The organism is Salidesulfovibrio brasiliensis JCM 12178, assembly GCF_001311825.1.
In the GTDB taxonomy this organism is placed as follows: Bacteria; Desulfobacterota; Desulfovibrionia; order Desulfovibrionales; family Desulfovibrionaceae; genus Pseudodesulfovibrio; species Pseudodesulfovibrio brasiliensis.
The window spans coordinates 12557-31175 of sequence record NZ_BBCB01000003.1 but is presented as its reverse complement, the minus strand read 5'-3'; the positions used below and the strand labels follow the sequence as shown (position 1 = coordinate 31175).

The window sequence follows — 18619 nt, the reverse complement described above, 5'->3', positions numbered from 1 at the left end:
GTGATGCGAAAAAAATGTCTGGTCATACGCTCCCCATCTTCCGGGTCACGCCCGGCCGGACCTGACACTGCACGCGAATGTTGCGCCCGGCCATGGTGAAATCCTTGACCATGTTGAAGCTGGACGCGTGCGTGATCTGGGCTTCGCCCTTATCAAGCGATACGCCCATGTTGTCGAGGTGCATGGTCAACTGGTTGAGGGCATCCCGCTTGGCGTCTTCCAGCGTATAGCTTGAGGGAATGTTTTCCCGGTACGAGAGGGACGGGATGAACATGACGTTGCGCTCGGTATCCGCAAACAATTCAAGGTCCCACGTGGTCCGGGTCAGGGCCGCGCCAATGGCGTTTGCCACCGAATAATCGGAAGGGACCTCCACGGAGAGCTTGAAGCGCGAGAAAAGCGGCATCCGCATGGACTCGGCCGGGCCGCCCATCAGGTACACCTTGCGAGGCACGACCTGCTTGCCTTCAAGCAGCTCGTGGATGGTGTAGACCGGCTTGGCGTTGATCTCCTCCACCAGCTTTCGGGTCTGCTCGTGAATGGTCCGGGAAGCGTACTCCACGGCACGCTCCGCAAGGGTTTCGGCAGGGATGGAGTGCGCGTCGCCGTAAGCTTCCATGGCCCGGCGCGAAGCCTCCACGTCGCCGAGCGACGACTCGCCCACCATGTTCAGGGCGTCGGTCAGGGTCGGCCGCTCTCCGCCGTTGCAGGCGCTCGGTCCCAGCCGGTTCGGGCCGACGCGCACCTCGTCGCCGAGCACCGATATTGCCGAGTCCCCGCCCATGCCGATGGAGCGGACCTTCAGGGCGCGCACCAGCGTCGGGTGGGAGCCGATGTCGATACCCTCACGCTCCACCAGCGGGGCACCGGCGGCAAAAACCGCGATATCCGTTGTGGTGCCGCCGATGTCGAGGATCACCGAGTCGTGCACGATGTCGCACAGGGCCACAATACCCATCACGCTCGCAGCCGGGCCGGAAAAGATGGACTGCACCGGCATGAGCTTGGACTGCTCCAGCGGCATGGTCCCGCCGTCCGCTTTGAGCACGTTCACATGCACGTGCCCGAGGCCGATATCGGCCAGCGATCGCTCAACAGCAGCGGCAAAATCGTTGTAGACACGCCAGACCGCGCAGTTGAAGTAGGCCGTGGCCACGCGGCGGGGAAAATTCAGGGTGCCGCCGAGCTCGTGCCCCATGGTCACGAAATCCGCCAGATCGCAGGCGTTCTCGTCCTTGCAGGCGCAGATGGCGCGGCGCATGAGCTTTTCGTGCCGGGGATGGCGGGTGGAAAACTTGCCAACGGCCGCAAAAACGCGGATGCCGTGCTCCCGGCACTCATTGACAGCCTTTTCCACCTGATTGGGTCGAAGCGCGCGAATCTCGTTGCCTCGATGGTCCACGTAGCCATCCAGCGCAAAGAAGTGTCGGCACGGCATGAAATGGTGCGGGTCGATGCCCGGCCCGGCGCTGACAAAAACGCCCACGTCTTCCACCTTGCCCTCCACGATGGCGTTGGTAGACAGCGTGGTGGAAAGATTCAGGCGGGTGACGGTTGCCGGGTCCACGTCTTCCAGCACCTTGCGCAGCGCCGCGGTCACGGAGCCGAGCAGGTCGTCATGGTCCGTGGGCACCTTGCAGGATGCGGCCGTTTCCATGCACCCGCCCCGCTCGGCCAGCGCCACGGCGTCCGTATGCGTTCCCCCAACATCGATTCCAAGCAGCATGAACAATCTCCCGATTCATAGGCAGCGTATCACGGAGTACGTACCACCATTATTCAGGCCCGGTCCACAGGGGGAATGGCGAACGGTCGGTATTTGCCGGGGAATGGTCAGTCCGCAGCGGGAAGACGGACGGTGAAGGTCGTGCCTTTTCCCACCGTGGAGTCGAAAAAGAGTTCGCCGCCGTATTTTTCCACGATGACGGCGTAGGCGATGGACAACCCCTGTCCGGTGCCGCGCCCCACCGGCTTGGTGGTGAAAAACGGGTCGAAGACGTTGTCGCGCGCAGACTCAGGGATGCCGTTTGCGTTATCGTTCACCGTGAGCTCAACCATGTCGCCATGGAGCCTGCCGGTGATCCTGACCCTGCCGATGTCGCCGCTGCCCTCCACCTTCTCCCGGATGGCGTCCACGGCATTGATGAGCAGATTGAGCACCACCTGATTGAACTGGCCGGGGATGACCCTGATGCGCGGCAGCTTCTCAGGAACGTCAACCTGCACGTCGGCCACCTGTTTCCACTCGTTTCTGGCGACCATAACGGTGTTCTGCACCGCTTCCGCAACGTCGATCTCGATGGGCCGGATTTCGTCAGGATGCGCAAAGGATTTCATGCTCCGCACGATTTGCGTGATCCTCTTGACTCCGTCCAGAGTCTCATCCAGCGCCTGCGGCATCTCCTCAAGCAGGTATCCGGTATGGGACTCGTCGCAGAACCGTTCCACGGCTCCCTGCTTCGGCATATTTTCAAGTGTCGGACAAAGCTCTTTTCGCGCCTCGTCGACCATGGAGATGAACGGCTCCAGCTCTTCCTTCAGGAACCGCAGGTTATCCCCGACAAACTGGGAGGGAGTGTTGATCTCATGGGCCACGCCCGCGGCAAGGCGTCCGATGGATTCCAGCTTCTGGGCCTGAAGGTGATTCCGCTCCATTTCCTTTTTCTCGGAGATGTCGAATATGACTTCGAGGAAAACCACACGTCCCTCGCGCCGGGAGGCCACCACGGTCTTCATTATCGGCACCTTGCGCCCGTCGGCACGCGTGGCGACGAACTCGCCGAGATGGATGTTCTTGTTCAGAAGCGGGCACCCGGCAAACTGGCCCTTGGCGCTCATCCTGCCGCAGAGAAAATGACAGGTGCGACCGATGAGCTCTTCACGAGAATAGCCGGTCAACACCTCGGCCTGCTCATTGGCATCAATGACGACCTGATCCTTTGGCTCTACAGTCACAACCGCCGCATGAAGACCGTCAAAGACATGTTGGAGAACCTCCTGACTTTCGCGGGCTCTTCGTTCGGCCTCCTTGCGCTCGGCCACCTCCCGCCTGAGCTTGCGGTTCGAGTAGCACAGCACCAGCACGATGCCCGCACCCGGCAACAAAATCATCAATGCCCAATGCAGAATATCTCCAAAGGCCACGGTCTGTTCCACCCGCAGCATGCCCCAGTGGTTCAGTATCTGCGCGCGCTCCTCCGGAGTGATCGAAGCCAAAGCCTTGTTCAGGACGGACGCAAGCTCCGGCATGTCGCGTCGCACGCCCATGCTCTGTTCATGTCGTCCATACTCGGTGGAGGAGGCTATCTTGAGATTGGACAGGCCGTTCTTGTCGATAAGCCACGCCGCCCCGGCGATATTGCCAACAAAGGCATCCACCGCTCCCGTGGAGACGGCCATGAGCGCCTGCTCTGGATTATCGGTCAGCAGGTAGCGCATGTCGGGATAGTCCCGCTCCATCATTTCATGAATGACAAAGTCCTTGGGCACGGCGACTGCCGCACCGGGCAGGTCCGCAAGGCTACTGACTCTGGGGTAATCCTTTCTGGTGACAATGACCCACGGCAGAGCGAGATAGGGATCGGTCATGAGCAGGTATTGTTCACGGGCCTTGGTGCGGCGAATGGTGGGCAGGACGTCTACGAGAGGATCGTCCCCCCGCATGCTCTCCAGAGTCTGGCCCCATGTGGCGGGTGCCTTGACATACTCGAAATCAAGCCCGGTCTTCTGCTCCACCAGTTCAAGGTAGTCACGGCAGATGCCGTGCGGCGCAGGCTCCATGATTTGAAAGGGCGGCCAGTTGCCGATGAAGACGCGGATGGAGTCTGATGAGGCAATCCACTCGCGCTCCGTCTGCGTCAGCTCAAGCCCGTCGGCACGGACCGGCAGAACGGCCGAGATCAGCAGGAAGATGATTGCGACAAAACGGATGGAGAGCACCATACACTAATAATAGCACATCTCCATCCATTCGCCATTATTTCATTGCGAGACTTATCGCCTTTTGTCGTCGAGCGTCACCTTGAGTTCCGAATCCTGCTTCAGCAGCACGTCACGCTGCGGGAACGGCATACCGACGCCGTTTTCGTGGAAGGAATCCCAGATGGCGAGCAACACGTCATGACGCACCCCGCCGATGCCCTTGTCGGAGTCGCGAATCCACACGCGCAGTTCAAGGTCCACGCTGCTGTCGCCAAAGCCGATGATCCGGGCGGCGGGCTCGGGGTCCTTCATGACGCGCGGGCATTTCTCGGCGGCCTTTTCCATCAGCTCCAGGGCCAGTCGCAGGTCCGACTCATAGGTCACGCCCACGGGCAGGCGCAGCCGAACCTGGTTGTCGGAGAAGGTCCAGTTGATGACCTGATTGGTAATCAACAGCTCGTTGGGAATCAGGTATTCCTTGCCGTCGCGGGTGAGCACCGAGGCGTACCGGGCATGCAGCGAACGGATGTAGCCGTACGCGCCTGCACCTCGATGGTGTCGCCCGGCTTGATGGAGCGGTCCAGCAGCAGAATGACGCCGGACACGAGGTTGGAGAAGATTTTCTGCAGACCGAAACCGATACCCACGCCGACAGCGCCGGAGAAGACCGCGAAGCTGGTCATGCTGATGCCCATGGAGCTGATGACCACCAGCCCGGCTCCCGCAAACAGACCGAAGCGAAGCGTCTTGACAAACAGCACCTGCAAAGACGGCGACAGGCTGGAGTGTGTAATCCTCTGGTCTGCCACGCGGGACGTGACCGCAGCGGCCTGCAGGAGAATCACGCCCAGCAGCACGCCCTTGACCAGCACCAGCGCTGTGAGCCGCGTCTCGCCGAAGGTGACGCCGAGGCCGTCGAGAAAACCGATGACCGGCTCCAGCAGACCGAGGATGTGCAGCGCGGCCATGGCCCATGCGGTGTAGGCAAGCATCTTGCCCCAGAACCGGCTGGGCACGAGAGAGCGAAGAATCTGCGCCGCGAACCATGCAGCGGAAAGATTGGTGAAGATGCCTATTATGAGCGTCGGCTTTCCGGCCATGCCCATGGCAAATGCGGAAATCTGGCAGAGCAGCATGAACGGAATAAGCCAGCCGTATCGGGCGAAGGTGCGCAGCAGCTGGGCCACCCATTCGCCGTCGATGGCCTCGGCTTTGCTGCGGACGCGCCGCTCCACAGGCTTCCAGACGAGCAGGGCCAGAAAGAACGAGGCCAGCACGAGAAGCCCCTGCAACGCAGCTTCCACGGTCAGCAGCCGCTCCTGCGCCTTGATGAAAAGACTTTTCAGGGTTTCCAGAATCTTCTGCATCGCTTCAGGCATCACGTCTCCCCCTGGTTAGCGTATGGCGATGTCGACGAGCACGCCGACGAACAGCAATACTGAAATAACACCATTTACGGTGAAAAAAGCAAGGTTCACGCGGCTCATGTCTTCGGCGGAGATGAGCCTGTGCTCCCACATGAGAAAGCCGCCAACGGCCAGTGCCGCGAGATAATAGACGATCCCTGCACCGGCGGCAGCTCCGGCGAGCAGAAAGAACACCGCCGTGGCGAAATGGCTGACCGAGGAGATGCCCAGCGCGGCGCGAATCCCGAGGTTGGCGGGGATGGAGTGGAGTCCTTCCTCGCGGTCGAACTCGCGGTCCTGACAGGCATACAGCAGGTCGAACCCGGCCACCCAGAATAGGACGCCGAAAAAGAAGAGCACCGAGGCCAGCGAAATCTCGGCGGTAACGGCCAGCCACCCGGCCACAGGCGCAAGCCCGAGTACCGAGCCGAGCACAAAGTGGCACCAGTGGGTGAACCGCTTGCAGTAGGAATAAAACGCCGACCACCCGAGCGCCAGCGGCGAAAGCGCGAGGCAGACCCAGTTCAGCCCGGCACACGCAAGCACGAACACGGCGGCGCAGACCGCGATGAACTGCATGGTGAAGCGCGGGGTCAGCTCGCCCGAGATGAGCGGCCGATCCTGTGTGCGGGGGTTCTTTGCGTCGATGTCCACGTCCGCGAGGCGGTTGAAGGCCATGGCAAAGGAGCGCACAGCCACCATGGCCACGGTCAGGAAGATCATCACCCGCCAGCCGGGCCAGCCCCCGGCGGCAAAGAACGCGCCCACATAGGCGAACGGCAGGGCGAACACCGAGTGCTCGATCTTGATCATGCGGCAGACCGCGCCGATATTCTTCAGAAGATTCATTATCCAACTCCGTATTCGATTAGTAGCGGCTGACCATGAACGCCCCCGCGAGCAGGAGCAACGCGCCCACCACGCGGACCGGATTGATCTCCCGGACGTGGAAGCCGAAGAAGCCGTAGTGGTCGAGCAGCATGGAAGTGATGAGCTGCGCCGCGATGATCCAGACCATGGCCCCGGCCGCGCCGATGTTTGCCGCAACGAGGATGCTTGCCGCCACAAAGGTGGCCCCGAGCACGCCGCCGAGCCATATCCAGAACGGCCCGGAGGCGGCGGCCTGCGCCAGCGGCATGGGGATGCGGGCCAGCAGTACGAAGCCGAGCAGCACCACCGTGCCCACGCCGAAGGAGACCAGCGCGGTACTGATGGACGACCCGAGGGCGGCGCGAAGGCTGTTGTTCACACCAACCTGAACGGCAGCGCACGTCCCGGCCAGATATGCCACAAGAAAAAAGAACCATTTCATGAGGCGGGAGTCTACTCCGCTTTCACGCCCCCGTAAATCGTCCCAAGCCCCTTTTTTCTCCACACAAGTGAACCGCAAGCGTAACGGCGCTGAAACGACACGCATCCCTGCTGTGGCTACATAGAGCAAGACATAACACCCGAACCGTCGGAGGTCGTCATGAACGAAGTTGCCAAAAGCACCATCAAGGCCCGTCTGACCGATTCCCTGAACAGCATCATCGCTGCCGGTCATGAAGAATCTCACCTTGCGCTCGAAAACTTTGCTGACGATGCGGATTACGCCACCCAGCTTACCGCTCACAGCATGGCCCTGGCTCTGAAGGAACGTGACCGGGAGAAGGTCCAGCGCATCGAGGAAGCCCTCGAGCGGATCAACTCCCCCGAATTCGGATCTGCACCGAATGCGGCGACGACATCGGCGAGGCCCGCCTCATGGCCCGCCCCGACGCCCGTCTGTGCATTCGCTGTCAGGAAGACCGCGAGACCGGCCTCCCTGCCTGCGCATAACACAGCAAGGAGAGCACGCCATGGGCGACACACCGCTCAGGATCGATCTGCACGTGCATTCGCGCTTTTCCAAGCGCCCGTCGCAATGGATCCTGCAAAAAATCGGCTGCCCGGAGAGTTTCACCGATCCGGCGCTCATCTATGAAACCGCCAAAAAACGGGGCATGGACCTCGTCACCATCAGCGACCACAACACCATCGATGGTGCCCTTGAAATCGCCCACCACGACGACACGTTCATCAGTGAGGAGATCACCACCTACTTCCCTGATGACGGCTGCAAACTCCACGTCCTCGCATGGGACATCACCGAGGCCCAGCACGCCGAGTTCCAGAAGCTCCGGGAAAACGTCTTCGACCTCGTGCCCTACCTGCATGAGCAGAACATCACCCACGCGCTGGCCCACCCGCTCTTCGCGGTCAACGACCGCCTGACGCTTGAGCACTTCGAGCAGGCCCTCCTGCTCTTTGACGTGCTGGAGGCCAACGGCTCCCGGGATGCTCGCCAGAACGAATCCCTGCAAGCGGTGGTGAACGGCCTTGGCCCGCGCCTCATGGAACGCCTTGCCGACATCCACGGCATCGAACCGGTGTCAAAGACGCCGTGGCAAAAGGTCATCGTGGGCGGATCGGACGACCACAGCTCCATCAACATCGCCCGCATGCACACCCGCTTCAACGGCAAGGCCTGCGTGAACGGGCTCAAACAGGCCATTGCTGACGGCACCTGCGCCCCGGCAGGCGAAGCCGCCACCCCGCGCACCATGGCCCACAACCTGTACGGCATCGCTACCAGTTCTACATGCGCCGGGCCAACCTCTCGGACGCCGCGCGGCAGCACGTTGTCATGCGCTTCGGGGAAAAGATTCTCGACCCTGCGCGCACCGAGGACCCGGGCGGCATCATCCACCGCTTCCGCCGCTTCGTGGGCAGGAGCAAGGCCGCGCTGCACTCCTTTTCCTCCTCGCACGACGACTCCATGCGCGACTCGCTTTTGAAGAGCGCCTCGGACATCATCACCGCAGACCCGGACCTGATGCGCGTGGCGCACGGCAAGGGCGGCGAGCCGCGGCTGCTGGAAAACGAGCTGGCCCGGTTCATCTCCGGCTCGGCCAACCGGGTGCTCCGAAACTTTGCTGACAAGGTGCTCGACAGCGCCATGGGCGGCAACTTTTTCGACATATTTCATACCATCGGCTCGGCCGGATCGCTGTATGTTCTGCTCGCGCCGTACTTCGTGGGCTACGACCTCTTCAGCCGGGAGCGCACCTTCTGCAACCGCGCACTGAAGCGGTTCGGCGTGCAGGACCAGCAGAAGCGCCCCTTGCGCATCGCCCACTTCACGGACACGTTCGACGAGATCAACGGCGTGGCCAAGACCATCAAGAGCCAGCTGGACCTCGTCTCTCGCCACGGCAAGCAGATGACCGTGGTCACCTGCGGCTCGGACGGCTCGCGCCGGGGCCTTGCCAACTTCGACCCGGTGGGCGAATTCACCATTCCGGAATATCCGGAGCTGACCCTGCGCTATCCGCCGGTGCTCGAAATGCTGGAATACTGCTTCGACAGGGAGTTCGACTGCATCCTTGCGGCTACGCCGGGACCGGTGGGACTCGCCGGGCTGGCGGTATCGAAGATTCTCAAGATTCCGTTCCACGGCACCTACCACACCGCATTCCCCCAGTACGTGCGCGCCTTTACCGAGGACACCGCGCTGGAAGACGGCTGCTGGCGATTCATGACATGGTTCTACAACCAGATGCAGGTCATCTACGCGCCCTCCGAAGCCACTCGGCAGGAGCTTATCGACCGGGGCATCGATCCCGGCAAGATAACCACCTACCCTCGCGGCGTGGACGTGGAGCGCTTCCATCCGGCCAAGCGCAACGGCTTTTTTAACAAATTCAACGTGCAGGCCGACACCAAGCTCCTCTACGTGGGCCGCGTGTCCAAGGAGAAGGGCCTCGACACCCTCGCCGAGGCGTACCGCAGGCTCTCCCGGATGCGTCCGGGCGTCTCGCTGGTGGTCATCGGAGACGGGCCGTATCTCGACGAAATGAAGCGCACTCTGCGCGGCACGCCAGCCGTCTTCACCGGCCCGCTGCACGGGGAGGACCTTTCCGCAGCTTACGCAAGCTCGGACATCTTCGTCTTTCCTTCGGCAACGGACACCTTCGGGAACGTGGTCCTCGAAGCCCAAGCCTCGGGGCTGCCCTGCATCGTCACGGACGAAGGCGGCCCCTGCGAGAACATCGACCCGGACGAAACCGGGCTGGTGATCCCCGCCGCAGACCCGGACGCGCTCATCCGCGCCATCCTGCACCTCACCGATGCCCCCGAACGGCTCAACTACATGCGCCGCAAGGCACGCTCCCGCATGGAGCATCGCACCTTTGACCAAACTTTCCTTGAGACCTGGGAACTCTTCGGAGCCCGGATCAGGGATGCCGCATAACAGAACCTCCCTCTCCTGGAAGGCGGGCCGGACACCCACCGGCCCGCCTTCAACCCCCCGGATTCACTAACACGCGCAACAAATCGCAACTTTAGTTGCTTGCGCAAAAAAAAGTTGCAAAGGCGCTGTTTGCAACATTTGGCGCATAGCAACAAACACCTCGCGCATCCTGTCAATAAAAGTTGCAGAAAAACCTGCCCACCCTCTACGCAAATGTCTCCTTACGTTGCAAGACCCATCCTGCCCGAACGCATTCATTAAAATGATCATTGCGCAACATTCGCAAATGAAAGAACTTTTATTTACGTCACATCTTGAAAAGCCTCCTGCTTCATCCTTTGCAACCAAATTGGCATGAACCTTCCTATGGACACTCCGGCACAGGCCGCAACGCAATCAACGAGGAGTGACCATGTTCGTAGGGCTCAAGATGCTCAAGGATTTCGTAACCGCCACACCGGACATGCTGGCCGAGGACGCGGAACGGATCATGGAAGAGAAACGTCTCTGGATGATTCTGGTGAAGGACAACGGGACACTGGTGGGCTACGCCCGGCGCGAGGACGTCAGCGCCGCCATGCCCTCGCACATGACCGGGCTGGACAAGCACGAACTCAACTACCTGCTGTCCAAGCTGACCATGAAGCGCATCATGCGCACGGACATCACCACCGTGCCGCCGGAAATGGAGATCGAGGAAGCCGCGGTCATCATGCGCGAAAAGGATCTCGCCGGGCTGGCCGTGGTGGACGAGTCCGGCAAGCTCATCGGCTACATCAACCGCACCGTCATTCTCGACGTGCTTGCCGAGGAGCTGGGCTTTGCAGAAGGCGGCTCCCGCATCGTCTTCGAAGTGGCGGACCGCCCCGGCGTGCTGCGCGAAGTCTCGGCCATCATCGACGACCTCGGCTATTCCATTATTTCAACGGGCACCTTCCACCACAAGGACCGCCGCATGGTCGTGGTGCGCGTGGACACGCCCAACCCCTCGTCCATCGCCGGATCATTGCAGAAGGTCGGCTACGAAGTGGTCGGCCCGGAGGACTTCCGCCATGACTGGCAGTAACGGCGACACCCTCCTCGAAATCGGGGACATGACCCTGACCTTCAAAGGCGTTGCAGCGCTCACCCGCGTCTCCTGCACCGTGCCCAAAGGGGCCATCACCTCGCTCATCGGTCCCAACGGCGCGGGCAAGACCAGCATGCTCAACTGCATCTCGGGCCGTTACGTGCCCGACTCCGGCAGCATTACCATGGGCGGCCGGAAGCTGCTGGGCGTGCCGCCCCACAAACGCACCGCCTTCGGGCTGGCAAGGACCTTCCAGAACATCGCGCTCTTCAAGGGCCTCTCGGTCCTCGACAACCTCATGACCGGCCGCCACTCGCGCATGGACTACGGCCTCATCGCCTCTATCTTTTACTTCGGCAAGGCCCGGCGGGAGGAAGCCATCCACCGCGAGCGAGTGGAACAGATCATCGACTTCCTCGGCCTCTCCCCATACCGCCACAGCATCGCCGGGCACCTGCTACGGTGTGCAGAAAAAGGTGGAGCTCGGCCGCGCACTGGCCGCCGAGCCGGAACTCATCCTGCTGGACGAACCCATGGCGGGCATGAACCTCGAAGAGACCGAGGACATGGCCCGCTACATCCTCGACATAAACGAGGAATGGGGCGTCACGGTCTTTCTGGTGGAGCACGACATGGGCGTGGTCATGGATATTTCGGACAAGGTCGTGGTCCTCGACTTCGGCCGCGTGCTGGCCTCGGGCGCGCCGACGAGGTCCGCAGCAACCCCAAGGTCGTCAGCGCCTACCTCGGCGACGACGACGGCGTGCATCTGGGACGGTAGCCATGAAAGCGTACGACACCACCCTTCCGGCGCTGCTGGTCAAAAACGCCGAGGATCGCGGCACCCGCACCGCCATGCGCGAGAAATACCTCGGCATCTGGCAGAGCTACACCTACGAGGACTACCTGACCATCACCGAAGAGTTCGCCGGCGGACTGCGGCAGCTCGGCCTCGGCCGGGAAGACATCATCGTCATCATCGGCGACAACCGCCCCGAATGGCTCTGGGCCCAGACCGCAATTCAGGGCCTCGGCGGCATCTCTCTCGGCCTGTATCAGGACGCGCCGCCGGACGAAATCGAGTTCATCTTCGAGATTTCCAAGGCACGCCTCGTTGTGGCCGAGGATCAGGAGCAGGTGGACAAGATCCTCTCCTTCAGCGACAACCTGCCGCACCTCGAATACATCATCTATCACGACCCCAAAGCTGGCGGGCTACGCGGTCGAGGGGCTCATGGACTTCGACGCTGTCCGGGCCATGGGCCGTGCCAATCCGGTCTCCTTCGATCATCTGGCGAGCGGCGTCTCCCCGGACGACACCGCGCTCATCGCCACCACCTCCGGCACCACCGGGCGCCCCAAGCTGGCGCTGCTGAGCCACCGCAACCTGCTTTCCATGGCTTGGAATCTCGGCCTTTCCGACCCCAAGAAAGACACGGACGAGTTCGTCTCCTTCCTGCCGCTGGCATGGATGGGCGAGCAGATGATGGCCTCCTCGTCGGCCCTGCTCTTCGGCTTCTGCGTCAACTTCCCGGAAGAGCCGGACACCGTGCGCGAGGACATCCGCGAGATCGGCCCGCACCTCATCTTCTCGCCGCCGCGCGTCTGGGAAAACATGGCCGCGTCGGTGCGCGTCAAGGTCATGGAGTCCACGCCCTTCAAGCGGTTTCTCTTCAACACCTTCCTGCCCATGGGCACCCGGTACGCCGCCAAGGTGCTGGCGGGCGAGGCACCGGGCCTCGTGGACAGGCTCGGCAAGAAGCTCGCAGACGCCTGCCTGTTTCGGGCCCTGCGCGACCGCCTCGGCTTCTCACGGGTGCGCTCGGCGTCCACGGGCGGCGCACCGCTCGGGCCGGACACCTTCGCCTTCTTCCACGCCCTCGGGGTAAACCTGAAGCAGATTTACGGCCAGACCGAAATCGCGGGAATCTCCTGCATCCACCGCGACGGCGAAATCGCCGTGGAGACCGTGGGGCACCCCATCGAAGAAACGGAAATCCGCATCTCGGAGGAGGGCGAAGTGCTCTCCAAAAGCCCGGCAGTGTTTCAGGGCTACCTCAACAACCCGGAAGCCACTGCCGAGACCGTGGAGGACGGCTGGCTCAAGTCGGGCGACGCCGGATTCTTCACGGACGACGGCCAGCTGGTCATCATCGACCGCCTCTCGGATGTCATGGATATGCAGGGGGGCCTGCGCTTCTCGCCCCAGTTCATCGAAAACAAGCTCAAGTTCTCCACCTTCGTGCAGGAGGCCGTGGTCTTCGGGCGCGGGCGCGAACACATCGCGGCCATCATCTGCCTTGACGCGGACATCGCTGGCCGCTGGGCCGAGGCCGAGCAGCTCACCTACACCACCTATCAGGACCTCGCGGCCAAGCCCGAGCTGTACGACCTGATCCAGAGCGAGGTGGAGCGCGTCAACGAATCCTTGCAGGAGGGAACGGAGATCAGGCGGTTCGCCCTGCTCTTCAAGGAGCTGGACGCGGACGACGGCGAACTGACCCGGACCCGGAAGATCCGGCGCAAGATCATCGAGCAGCGCTACGGCGACCTCATCACCGCGCTCTACAACGGCACCGGCAACCTGAACCTCACGGCATGCATCCGCTATCAGGACGGCTCCGAACGCGAGATGTGCGGCCTCATCACCGTCCGGGACGTTCCCGTTCCGGCCCGAACCCCGGAGACCTAGATGGAATACTATCTCCAACTCGTCATCACCGGCCTCGTTGTCGGCTCGATCTACAGCCTCGTTGCGCTGGGATTCGTGATCATCTTCAAGGCCACCAAGGTGGTCAACTTCGCGCAGGGCGAACTGGTCATGGTCGGCGCTTACGTCTGTTTTTCGCTGACCGTGCAATACCAGATTCCGTTTTTCATTTCCTTCCTGATGACGCTCGGGTTCTCGGTGCTGCTGGGTCTTGTGGTGGAACGGCTGGTGCTCCGGCCGCTGGTGGGCGAGCCGATCATCTCGGTGATCATGGTCACCATCGGATTGTCATCAATCCTCAAGTCGCTGGTGCAGCTGTTCTGGGGCACGCAGATTCGCGTGTTCCCGCAGATTCTGCCGCAGGACCCGATCATGATCGCGGGCGTGCCCGTGGCCCCGGTCTACATCGCGGCCTTCGTGCTCTGCCTCGTGCTCTTCGGCATCTTCTCGCTGTTCTTCAAGTACTCGTCCATGGGCATCGCCATGCGCGCCACGGCCTTCGACCAGCAGGCGGCCCAGTCCATGGGCATCGGCATCCGAAACATCTTCGCCATGAGCTGGTGCATCGCGGCCATCGTCTCCAGCATCGGCGGCATCATCCTCGGCAACATCAACGGCATCAACTCGCAGCTCGGGTACCTCGGCCTAAAGGTCTTCCCGGCGGTCATCCTCGGCGGGCTGGACAGCCTGCTCGGGGCGGCCCTCGGCGGACTCATCATCGGCGTGCTGGAAAACGTCTGCGAAGGCGCGGCGCGGGAGTTCCTGAACCTCGGCGGATTCCGCGAGGTGGCCTCCTTCGTGGTGCTGGTCATCATCCTGATGGTCAAGCCGTACGGACTGTTCGGAACCGAGGAAATCGAGAGGGTCTAGCATGAAACAGTGCGGTCTGTTCTTCACCAGCTACAGCGGCGAGAAGGCGCTCTTCCCGACGCGGTTCCAGAAGGTCTGCCTCGGGCTTTTCCTGCTCGCCATGGTCGCGGTGCCGCAGGTCTTCGACCTGTACGTGGTCTCCATCATGAACCTCATCATGATCGCGGTGATCGCGGCGGTGTCGCTCAACCTGCTCACCGGCATGTGCGGCCAGATGTCCCTCGGTCAGGGCGCGTTCGTGGGCGTGGCGCGTACGCCACGGCGTGGTTTGCCGGGCACGGCGTGCCGTTTCTCGCCGCCATCCTGCTCGGCGGGGCTGTCACGGCGCTGGCGGGCATGATTTTCGGCATCCCGTCCCTGAGGCTCAAGGGCATCTACCTCGCCATCTCCACGCTGGCGGCCCAGCTCATCCTCGAATACGTGTTCCTGCACTGGGACCCCGTCACCGGCGGCGCGTCCGGCATGCCCGTGGATTCCCCGTCCATCTTCGGCTTCGTGTTCGATACGGACGAGCGCATGTACTACCTCATCTTCGGGGCCGCGGCCCTGTGCGTGCTGGCAGCCACGAACGTCATGCGAAGCCGCTTCGGGCGGGCCTTCGTCGCCATCCGGGACTTCCACCAGTCTGCGGAAAACGTGGGCGTGAACCTCTTCACCACCAAGCTCGGGGCGTTCGCCCTGAGCGCGTTCATGGCGGGCATCGCGGGCGGCCTCTGGGGCGCGTACACCATGTACATAACCCCCGAGCAATTCTCCATCGCCCTGTCCATCAACTACCTCGCCATGATCATCATCGGCGGCATGGGCTCGGTGCTCGGCTCCATCTTCGGCGCCGTGTTCATCACCCTGTTGCCGGAACTGCTGAACCTTGCGGCCGGGGCCGCGGGATCGTTCTTCCCGGACGTGACCACCATGGTGGCCGCGCTCAAGGAAGGCGTGTTCGGGCTGGCACTGGTGCTCTTCCTGATCTTCGAGCCCGAAGGGCTGGTCAGGCAGTGGCGGCTGGCAAAGGCGTACTGGAAGCTTTACCCGTTCGCTTACTAGCGCGGGACACCCTTTTACCCAAACGAAGGAGCATGGGAATGAAAAAACGTCACATCACCGCGCTGGCAGTGGTCATGGCCGTCCTCATGGCGGTCCCGGCGCTGGCAGAGATCAGAATCGGCGTGCTGTCCGACCTCTCCGGCCCCACCTCGAGCGTGGGCACGCCCTACGCCAAAGGCATCAAGGACTGCATCACCTACCTGAACGACAACGGCGGCATCGGCGGCGAAGAGATCGCCTACGATCAGGTGGACTACGCCTACAAGGTCCCGCAGGCGCTTTCTGCCTACAAGCGGTTCAAGAGCAAGGGCATCGTGGCCATGCAGGGCTGGGGCACCGGCGACACCGAAGCCCTCGTCCGCTTCGTGGCCAAGGACCGCATCCCGGTCTTCTCCGCCTCCTACTCCCCGCACCTCATGGACCCGGAAAAGGCTCCGTACAACTTTACCGTGGCCCCGGACTACTCCACGCAGGGCCGCGCGGGGCTCAAATACGCAAAGAGCAACTGGAAAGGCACCGGCACGCCGCGCATCGCCTTCCTGTATCCTGACAAGCCCTACGGCCTGGTGCCCATCCCGGCCCTGAAAGAGTACGCCGAAGAGCTGGGCTTCGAGATCGTGGGCGAGGAGAACGTGAGTCTCAAGGCCATGGACGCCTCCCCGCAGCTTCTGAGCCTGAAGAAAAAAGCCCCGGACTTCGTGTGGGTGGGCGGCACCACGCCTTCCACGGCGGTCATCATGAAGGATGCCAAGAAGCTCGGCATGAACACCACCTTCATCGTCAACATCTGGGGTAACGACGAGAACCTGCAGAAAATGGCCGGTGACGCGGCCAACGGACACCTCGGCCTGCAGGCCGCAGCCATCTACGGGCAGGACGTTCCGGGCATGAAGGTCATTGAGAAGCTGACCGGCGGCGAACCCCAGATGACCCACTACGTACGCGGCTTTGTCTCCATGCTGGTGCTGGCCGAAGGCATGCGCCGCGCCGCAGACTCCGGCGAAGTGACCGGCGAGAGCATCAAGGCCGCGCTGGAGAACATGCGTGACTACGACCCCATGGGGCTGGCCCCGGCCATCAGCTTCTTCCCGGATGACCACCGGCCCAACATGGCCGTAAACGTGGTCACCTACGAAAACGGCGAAATGAAGTCGCTCGGCATTGAAACCCTGCCGCGCGACAGGAAGTGGCTCGGCCACTAGGCACGACGACACCCGGCCCGCCTTCGGGCGGGCCGGAAACAAGGACACGCGATGAATCTGCTGGAAGTGCGAAATCTGGAAGTGGTCTACAACGACGTGGTGCTGGTGCTCAAAGGGCTCTCCCTGAAGGTCCCGGAAGGCGGCATCACGGCCCTGCTCGGGGCCAACGGCGCGGGCAAGTCCACCACCCTCAAGGCCATCTCGGGCCTGCTGGCCGGGGAGAACGGCAAGGTCACGTCCGGCGAGCTTGTCTACGCTGGCGAGACCGTGGGCCGGGGCAGCCCGGAGAAGCTGGTCCGAAAAGGCGTCTTTCAGGTCATGGAGGGCCGCCGCATCTTCGAGGACCTCGGCGTGGAGGAAAATCTGCGCTGCGGGGCCTACACCCGCCCGCGCAAGGAGTTCGCCCCGAACCTCGAAAAAGTGTATGACTATTTCCCACGGCTCAAGGAGCGGCGCACCCAGCTCGCCGGATACCTTTCCGGCGGCGAACAGCAGATGCTTGCCATCGGACGCGCCATGATGGCCCGGCCCCGGCTGCTGCTTCTGGACGAACCGTCCCTCGGCCTCGCCCCGCTGCTGGTGGAGGAAATCTTTGAAATCGTGAAGCGGTTCAACCGGGAAGAGGGCGTGACCGTGCTGCTGGTGGAACAGAACGCGCGCATGGCGCTCTCCATCGCGGATTACGGCTACATCATGGAAAACGGCCGCATCGTCATGGACGGTCCCGGCCCGGAGCTTTTGAACAACGCGGACGTGCAGGAGTTCTACCTCGGCATTTCCAACGGCGGCGAAAAGCGAAGCTATCGCGACGTGAAACACTACCGCAGGCGCAAACGCTGGCTCGGCTAACCCCACGGAGACGGACATGAAGAGCACCGACCACTACCGGCCGCAGGAATCCGAACCCATGACCGTGCGAAACGAGCGCGTGCTGGGCGAACTCAGGCGCGTGGTCCGGCACGCCGCCGAACACTGCGATGAGTTCCGCCAGCGGCTGGACAGCGCGAGCATGGCCCCCCACGTCATCGGCACGCTGGATGACTTTTCCAAAATACCGCCGCTTCGCAAGAAGGACCTCGCCAGACTGCAACAGGAAAAGGGGCTCGACTGGTTCCTGACCGCGCCCGCAGGCTCCCTGCGCCGCGTCTACCAGTCCCCCGGCCCGCTGCTTGATCCCGAAGGGCGCGGCGAGGACTACTGGGGCTGGGCCGAGGCGTTCCACGCCGCGGGATTCCGCTCCGGCGACCTCGTGCAGATGACCTTCAGCTACCACCTGACCCCGGCGGGCCTGATGCTTGAGGAGCCGCTGCACGAGCTGGGTTGCGCCGTTATTCCGGCCGGTCCCGGCAACTCGGACGTGCAGCTTGAGCTCATGACCACCCTGCCCGTCACCGGTTTCGTGGGCATGACCAGTTTTCTGAAGATTCTCGGGGAAAAGGCCGTGAAGCAGGGGCTCGACCTCGGCACGGACATCACCATGCGCACCGCCTTCGTGGCCGCCGAACGTCTGCCCGAATCCCTGCGCACCGAAGTGGAGGCGATGTTCGGCATGGTCATCCGGCAGGGGTACGGCACCGCAGACGTGGGCTGCATCGCCTACGAATGCAGTGAGTTGGGCGGCATGCACCTCTCGTCCCGCTGCCACGTGGAGATTTGCGACCCGGTAACGGGCGAGCCGCTCCCCGAGGGCGAGACCGGCGAAGTGGTGGTCACGCCCTTCACCACCGACTATCCCATGATCCGCCTTGCCACGGGCGACCTCTCCCGCATCGTGAGCGACGAGTGCGCCTGCGGCAGAAAAACCGTCAAGCTGGCCGGAATCCTCGGCAGGGCCGACGACACCGCCAAAGTCAAGGGCCAGTTCGTCTACCCCTCGCAGGTGGCCGAAGTTGCCGCCATGTTCGACTCCGTAACCCGGCATCAGGTCGCCCTCGACAACCCGCAGGGCCGCGACCGCATCACCGTGAAGCTTCAGCTCGACGGCGACCTCGACGTGGAGGCCTTCCGCGCCGCGTTCATCGGCCGGGTCAAGCTCAACCCGGTCATCGACATCCTGCCCGAGGGCGCGGAACTGGAAGCCGACGCCCCCGCACTTGTAGACGACCGGGAATACGGGTAAAG

Annotated in this window: 16 protein-coding genes and 1 pseudogene; 12 read left to right on the top strand and 5 right to left on the bottom strand. The window is 62.6% G+C overall.

Annotation, left to right across the window (positions count from 1 at the left end; genetic code table 11):
• Nucleotides 1-22: 22 nt before the first annotated feature.
• From JCM12178_RS02220 to JCM12178_RS02195, 5 genes are all read right to left on the bottom strand, one after another.
• On the bottom strand, nucleotides 23-1726 hold the full coding sequence (locus tag JCM12178_RS02220) for a hydantoinase/oxoprolinase family protein (RefSeq protein ID WP_054648377.1): 1704 nt from the start codon (nucleotides 1724-1726) through the stop codon (nucleotides 23-25).
• A gap of 107 nt (nucleotides 1727-1833) precedes the next feature.
• Nucleotides 1834-3942 carry an ATP-binding protein gene (locus JCM12178_RS02215; protein ID WP_054648375.1) on the bottom strand — a complete coding sequence of 703 codons (2109 nt, stop codon included), beginning with the start codon at nucleotides 3940-3942 and terminating at the stop codon, nucleotides 1834-1836.
• 51 nt (nucleotides 3943-3993) lie between these two features.
• Nucleotides 3994-4896 (bottom strand): mechanosensitive ion channel family protein, encoded by a 903-nt coding sequence (locus tag JCM12178_RS02210; RefSeq protein ID WP_369404449.1) that lies wholly within the window; start codon nucleotides 4894-4896, stop codon nucleotides 3994-3996.
• Between the two features lie 419 nt (nucleotides 4897-5315).
• Nucleotides 5316-6176 (bottom strand): UbiA-like polyprenyltransferase, encoded by an 861-nt coding sequence (locus JCM12178_RS02200; RefSeq protein ID WP_054648369.1) that lies wholly within the window; start codon nucleotides 6174-6176, stop codon nucleotides 5316-5318.
• A gap of 19 nt (nucleotides 6177-6195) precedes the next feature.
• Entirely contained in the window at nucleotides 6196-6639 is a 444-nt protein-coding gene (locus JCM12178_RS02195; RefSeq protein ID WP_054648367.1) for a DMT family transporter, read from the bottom strand.
• Nucleotides 6640-6798: 159 nt separating this feature from the next.
• Here JCM12178_RS02195 and JCM12178_RS21210 point away from each other — a divergent pair, with 159 nt between their 5' ends.
• From JCM12178_RS21210 to JCM12178_RS02150, 12 genes and pseudogenes are all read left to right on the top strand, one after another.
• On the top strand, nucleotides 6799-7293 hold the full coding sequence (locus tag JCM12178_RS21210; protein WP_245628568.1) for a TraR/DksA C4-type zinc finger protein: 495 nt from the start codon (nucleotides 6799-6801) through the stop codon (nucleotides 7291-7293).
• Between the two features lie 702 nt (nucleotides 7294-7995).
• Nucleotides 7996-9603 carry a glycosyltransferase family 4 protein gene (locus JCM12178_RS20605; RefSeq protein ID WP_439646686.1) on the top strand — a complete coding sequence of 536 codons (1608 nt, stop codon included), beginning with the start codon at nucleotides 7996-7998 and terminating at the stop codon, nucleotides 9601-9603.
• 412 nt (nucleotides 9604-10015) lie between these two features.
• Entirely contained in the window at nucleotides 10016-10669 is a 654-nt protein-coding gene (locus JCM12178_RS02185; protein ID WP_054648365.1) for a CBS domain-containing protein, read from the top strand.
• Complete coding sequence (locus tag JCM12178_RS02180) at nucleotides 10656-11453, top strand: ATP-binding cassette domain-containing protein (RefSeq protein ID WP_439646685.1); 798 nt, start codon at nucleotides 10656-10658, stop codon at nucleotides 11451-11453. The genes JCM12178_RS02185 and JCM12178_RS02180 overlap by 14 nt, the downstream gene beginning before the upstream one ends.
• A 2-nt stretch (nucleotides 11454-11455) precedes the next feature.
• Nucleotides 11456-11809 (top strand): annotated as a pseudogene (locus JCM12178_RS20185) (AMP-binding protein); the annotation flags it as partial.
• Between the two features lie 97 nt (nucleotides 11810-11906).
• Nucleotides 11907-13364 carry an AMP-binding protein gene (locus JCM12178_RS02175; protein WP_250635929.1) on the top strand — a complete coding sequence of 486 codons (1458 nt, stop codon included), beginning with the start codon at nucleotides 11907-11909 and terminating at the stop codon, nucleotides 13362-13364.
• Nucleotides 13365-14252: a branched-chain amino acid ABC transporter permease gene (locus JCM12178_RS02170; protein WP_054648363.1), complete on the top strand. Its 888-nt coding sequence runs from the start codon at nucleotides 13365-13367 to the stop codon at nucleotides 14250-14252.
• 1 nt (nucleotide 14253) lies between these two features.
• Entirely contained in the window at nucleotides 14254-14592 is a 339-nt protein-coding gene (locus tag JCM12178_RS19185) for a hypothetical protein (protein WP_245628567.1), read from the top strand.
• The gene (locus tag JCM12178_RS02165) at nucleotides 14535-15296 is read left to right on the top strand and encodes a branched-chain amino acid ABC transporter permease (protein ID WP_245628566.1); all 762 of its coding nucleotides are present in this window, start codon (nucleotides 14535-14537) and stop codon (nucleotides 15294-15296) included. Before JCM12178_RS19185 ends, JCM12178_RS02165 begins: the two co-directional genes overlap by 58 nt.
• 38 nt (nucleotides 15297-15334) lie before the next feature.
• Entirely contained in the window at nucleotides 15335-16498 is a 1164-nt protein-coding gene (locus tag JCM12178_RS02160) for an ABC transporter substrate-binding protein (RefSeq protein WP_054648361.1), read from the top strand.
• Nucleotides 16499-16549: 51 nt separating this feature from the next.
• Complete coding sequence (locus JCM12178_RS02155; protein WP_083465686.1) at nucleotides 16550-17347, top strand: ABC transporter ATP-binding protein; 798 nt, start codon at nucleotides 16550-16552, stop codon at nucleotides 17345-17347.
• A gap of 16 nt (nucleotides 17348-17363) precedes the next feature.
• Complete coding sequence (locus tag JCM12178_RS02150; protein WP_054648358.1) at nucleotides 17364-18617, top strand: phenylacetate--CoA ligase family protein; 1254 nt, start codon at nucleotides 17364-17366, stop codon at nucleotides 18615-18617.
• Nucleotides 18618-18619: the final 2 nt, after the last annotated feature.

Coding starts and splice junctions, on each gene's coding strand:
- JCM12178_RS02220 (WP_054648377.1), bottom strand. CDS start 1,726: ATGCTGCTTGGAATCGATGTTGGGGGAACGCATACGGACGCCGTGGCG.
- JCM12178_RS02215 (WP_054648375.1), bottom strand. CDS start 3,942: ATGGTGCTCTCCATCCGTTTTGTCGCAATCATCTTCCTGCTGATCTCG.
- JCM12178_RS02210 (WP_369404449.1), bottom strand. CDS start 4,896: ATGGGCCATGGCCGCGCTGCACATCCTCGGTCTGCTGGAGCCGGTCAT.
- JCM12178_RS02200 (WP_054648369.1), bottom strand. CDS start 6,176: ATGAATCTTCTGAAGAATATCGGCGCGGTCTGCCGCATGATCAAGATC.
- JCM12178_RS02195 (WP_054648367.1), bottom strand. CDS start 6,639: ATGAAATGGTTCTTTTTTCTTGTGGCATATCTGGCCGGGACGTGCGCT.
- JCM12178_RS21210 (WP_245628568.1), top strand. CDS start 6,799: ATGAACGAAGTTGCCAAAAGCACCATCAAGGCCCGTCTGACCGATTCC.
- JCM12178_RS20605 (WP_439646686.1), top strand. CDS start 7,996: ATGCGCTTCGGGGAAAAGATTCTCGACCCTGCGCGCACCGAGGACCCG.
- JCM12178_RS02185 (WP_054648365.1), top strand. CDS start 10,016: ATGTTCGTAGGGCTCAAGATGCTCAAGGATTTCGTAACCGCCACACCG.
- JCM12178_RS02180 (WP_439646685.1), top strand. CDS start 10,656: ATGACTGGCAGTAACGGCGACACCCTCCTCGAAATCGGGGACATGACC.
- JCM12178_RS02175 (WP_250635929.1), top strand. CDS start 11,907: ATGGACTTCGACGCTGTCCGGGCCATGGGCCGTGCCAATCCGGTCTCC.
- JCM12178_RS02170 (WP_054648363.1), top strand. CDS start 13,365: ATGGAATACTATCTCCAACTCGTCATCACCGGCCTCGTTGTCGGCTCG.
- JCM12178_RS19185 (WP_245628567.1), top strand. CDS start 14,254: ATGAAACAGTGCGGTCTGTTCTTCACCAGCTACAGCGGCGAGAAGGCG.
- JCM12178_RS02160 (WP_054648361.1), top strand. CDS start 15,335: ATGAAAAAACGTCACATCACCGCGCTGGCAGTGGTCATGGCCGTCCTC.
- JCM12178_RS02155 (WP_083465686.1), top strand. CDS start 16,550: ATGAATCTGCTGGAAGTGCGAAATCTGGAAGTGGTCTACAACGACGTG.
- JCM12178_RS02150 (WP_054648358.1), top strand. CDS start 17,364: ATGAAGAGCACCGACCACTACCGGCCGCAGGAATCCGAACCCATGACC.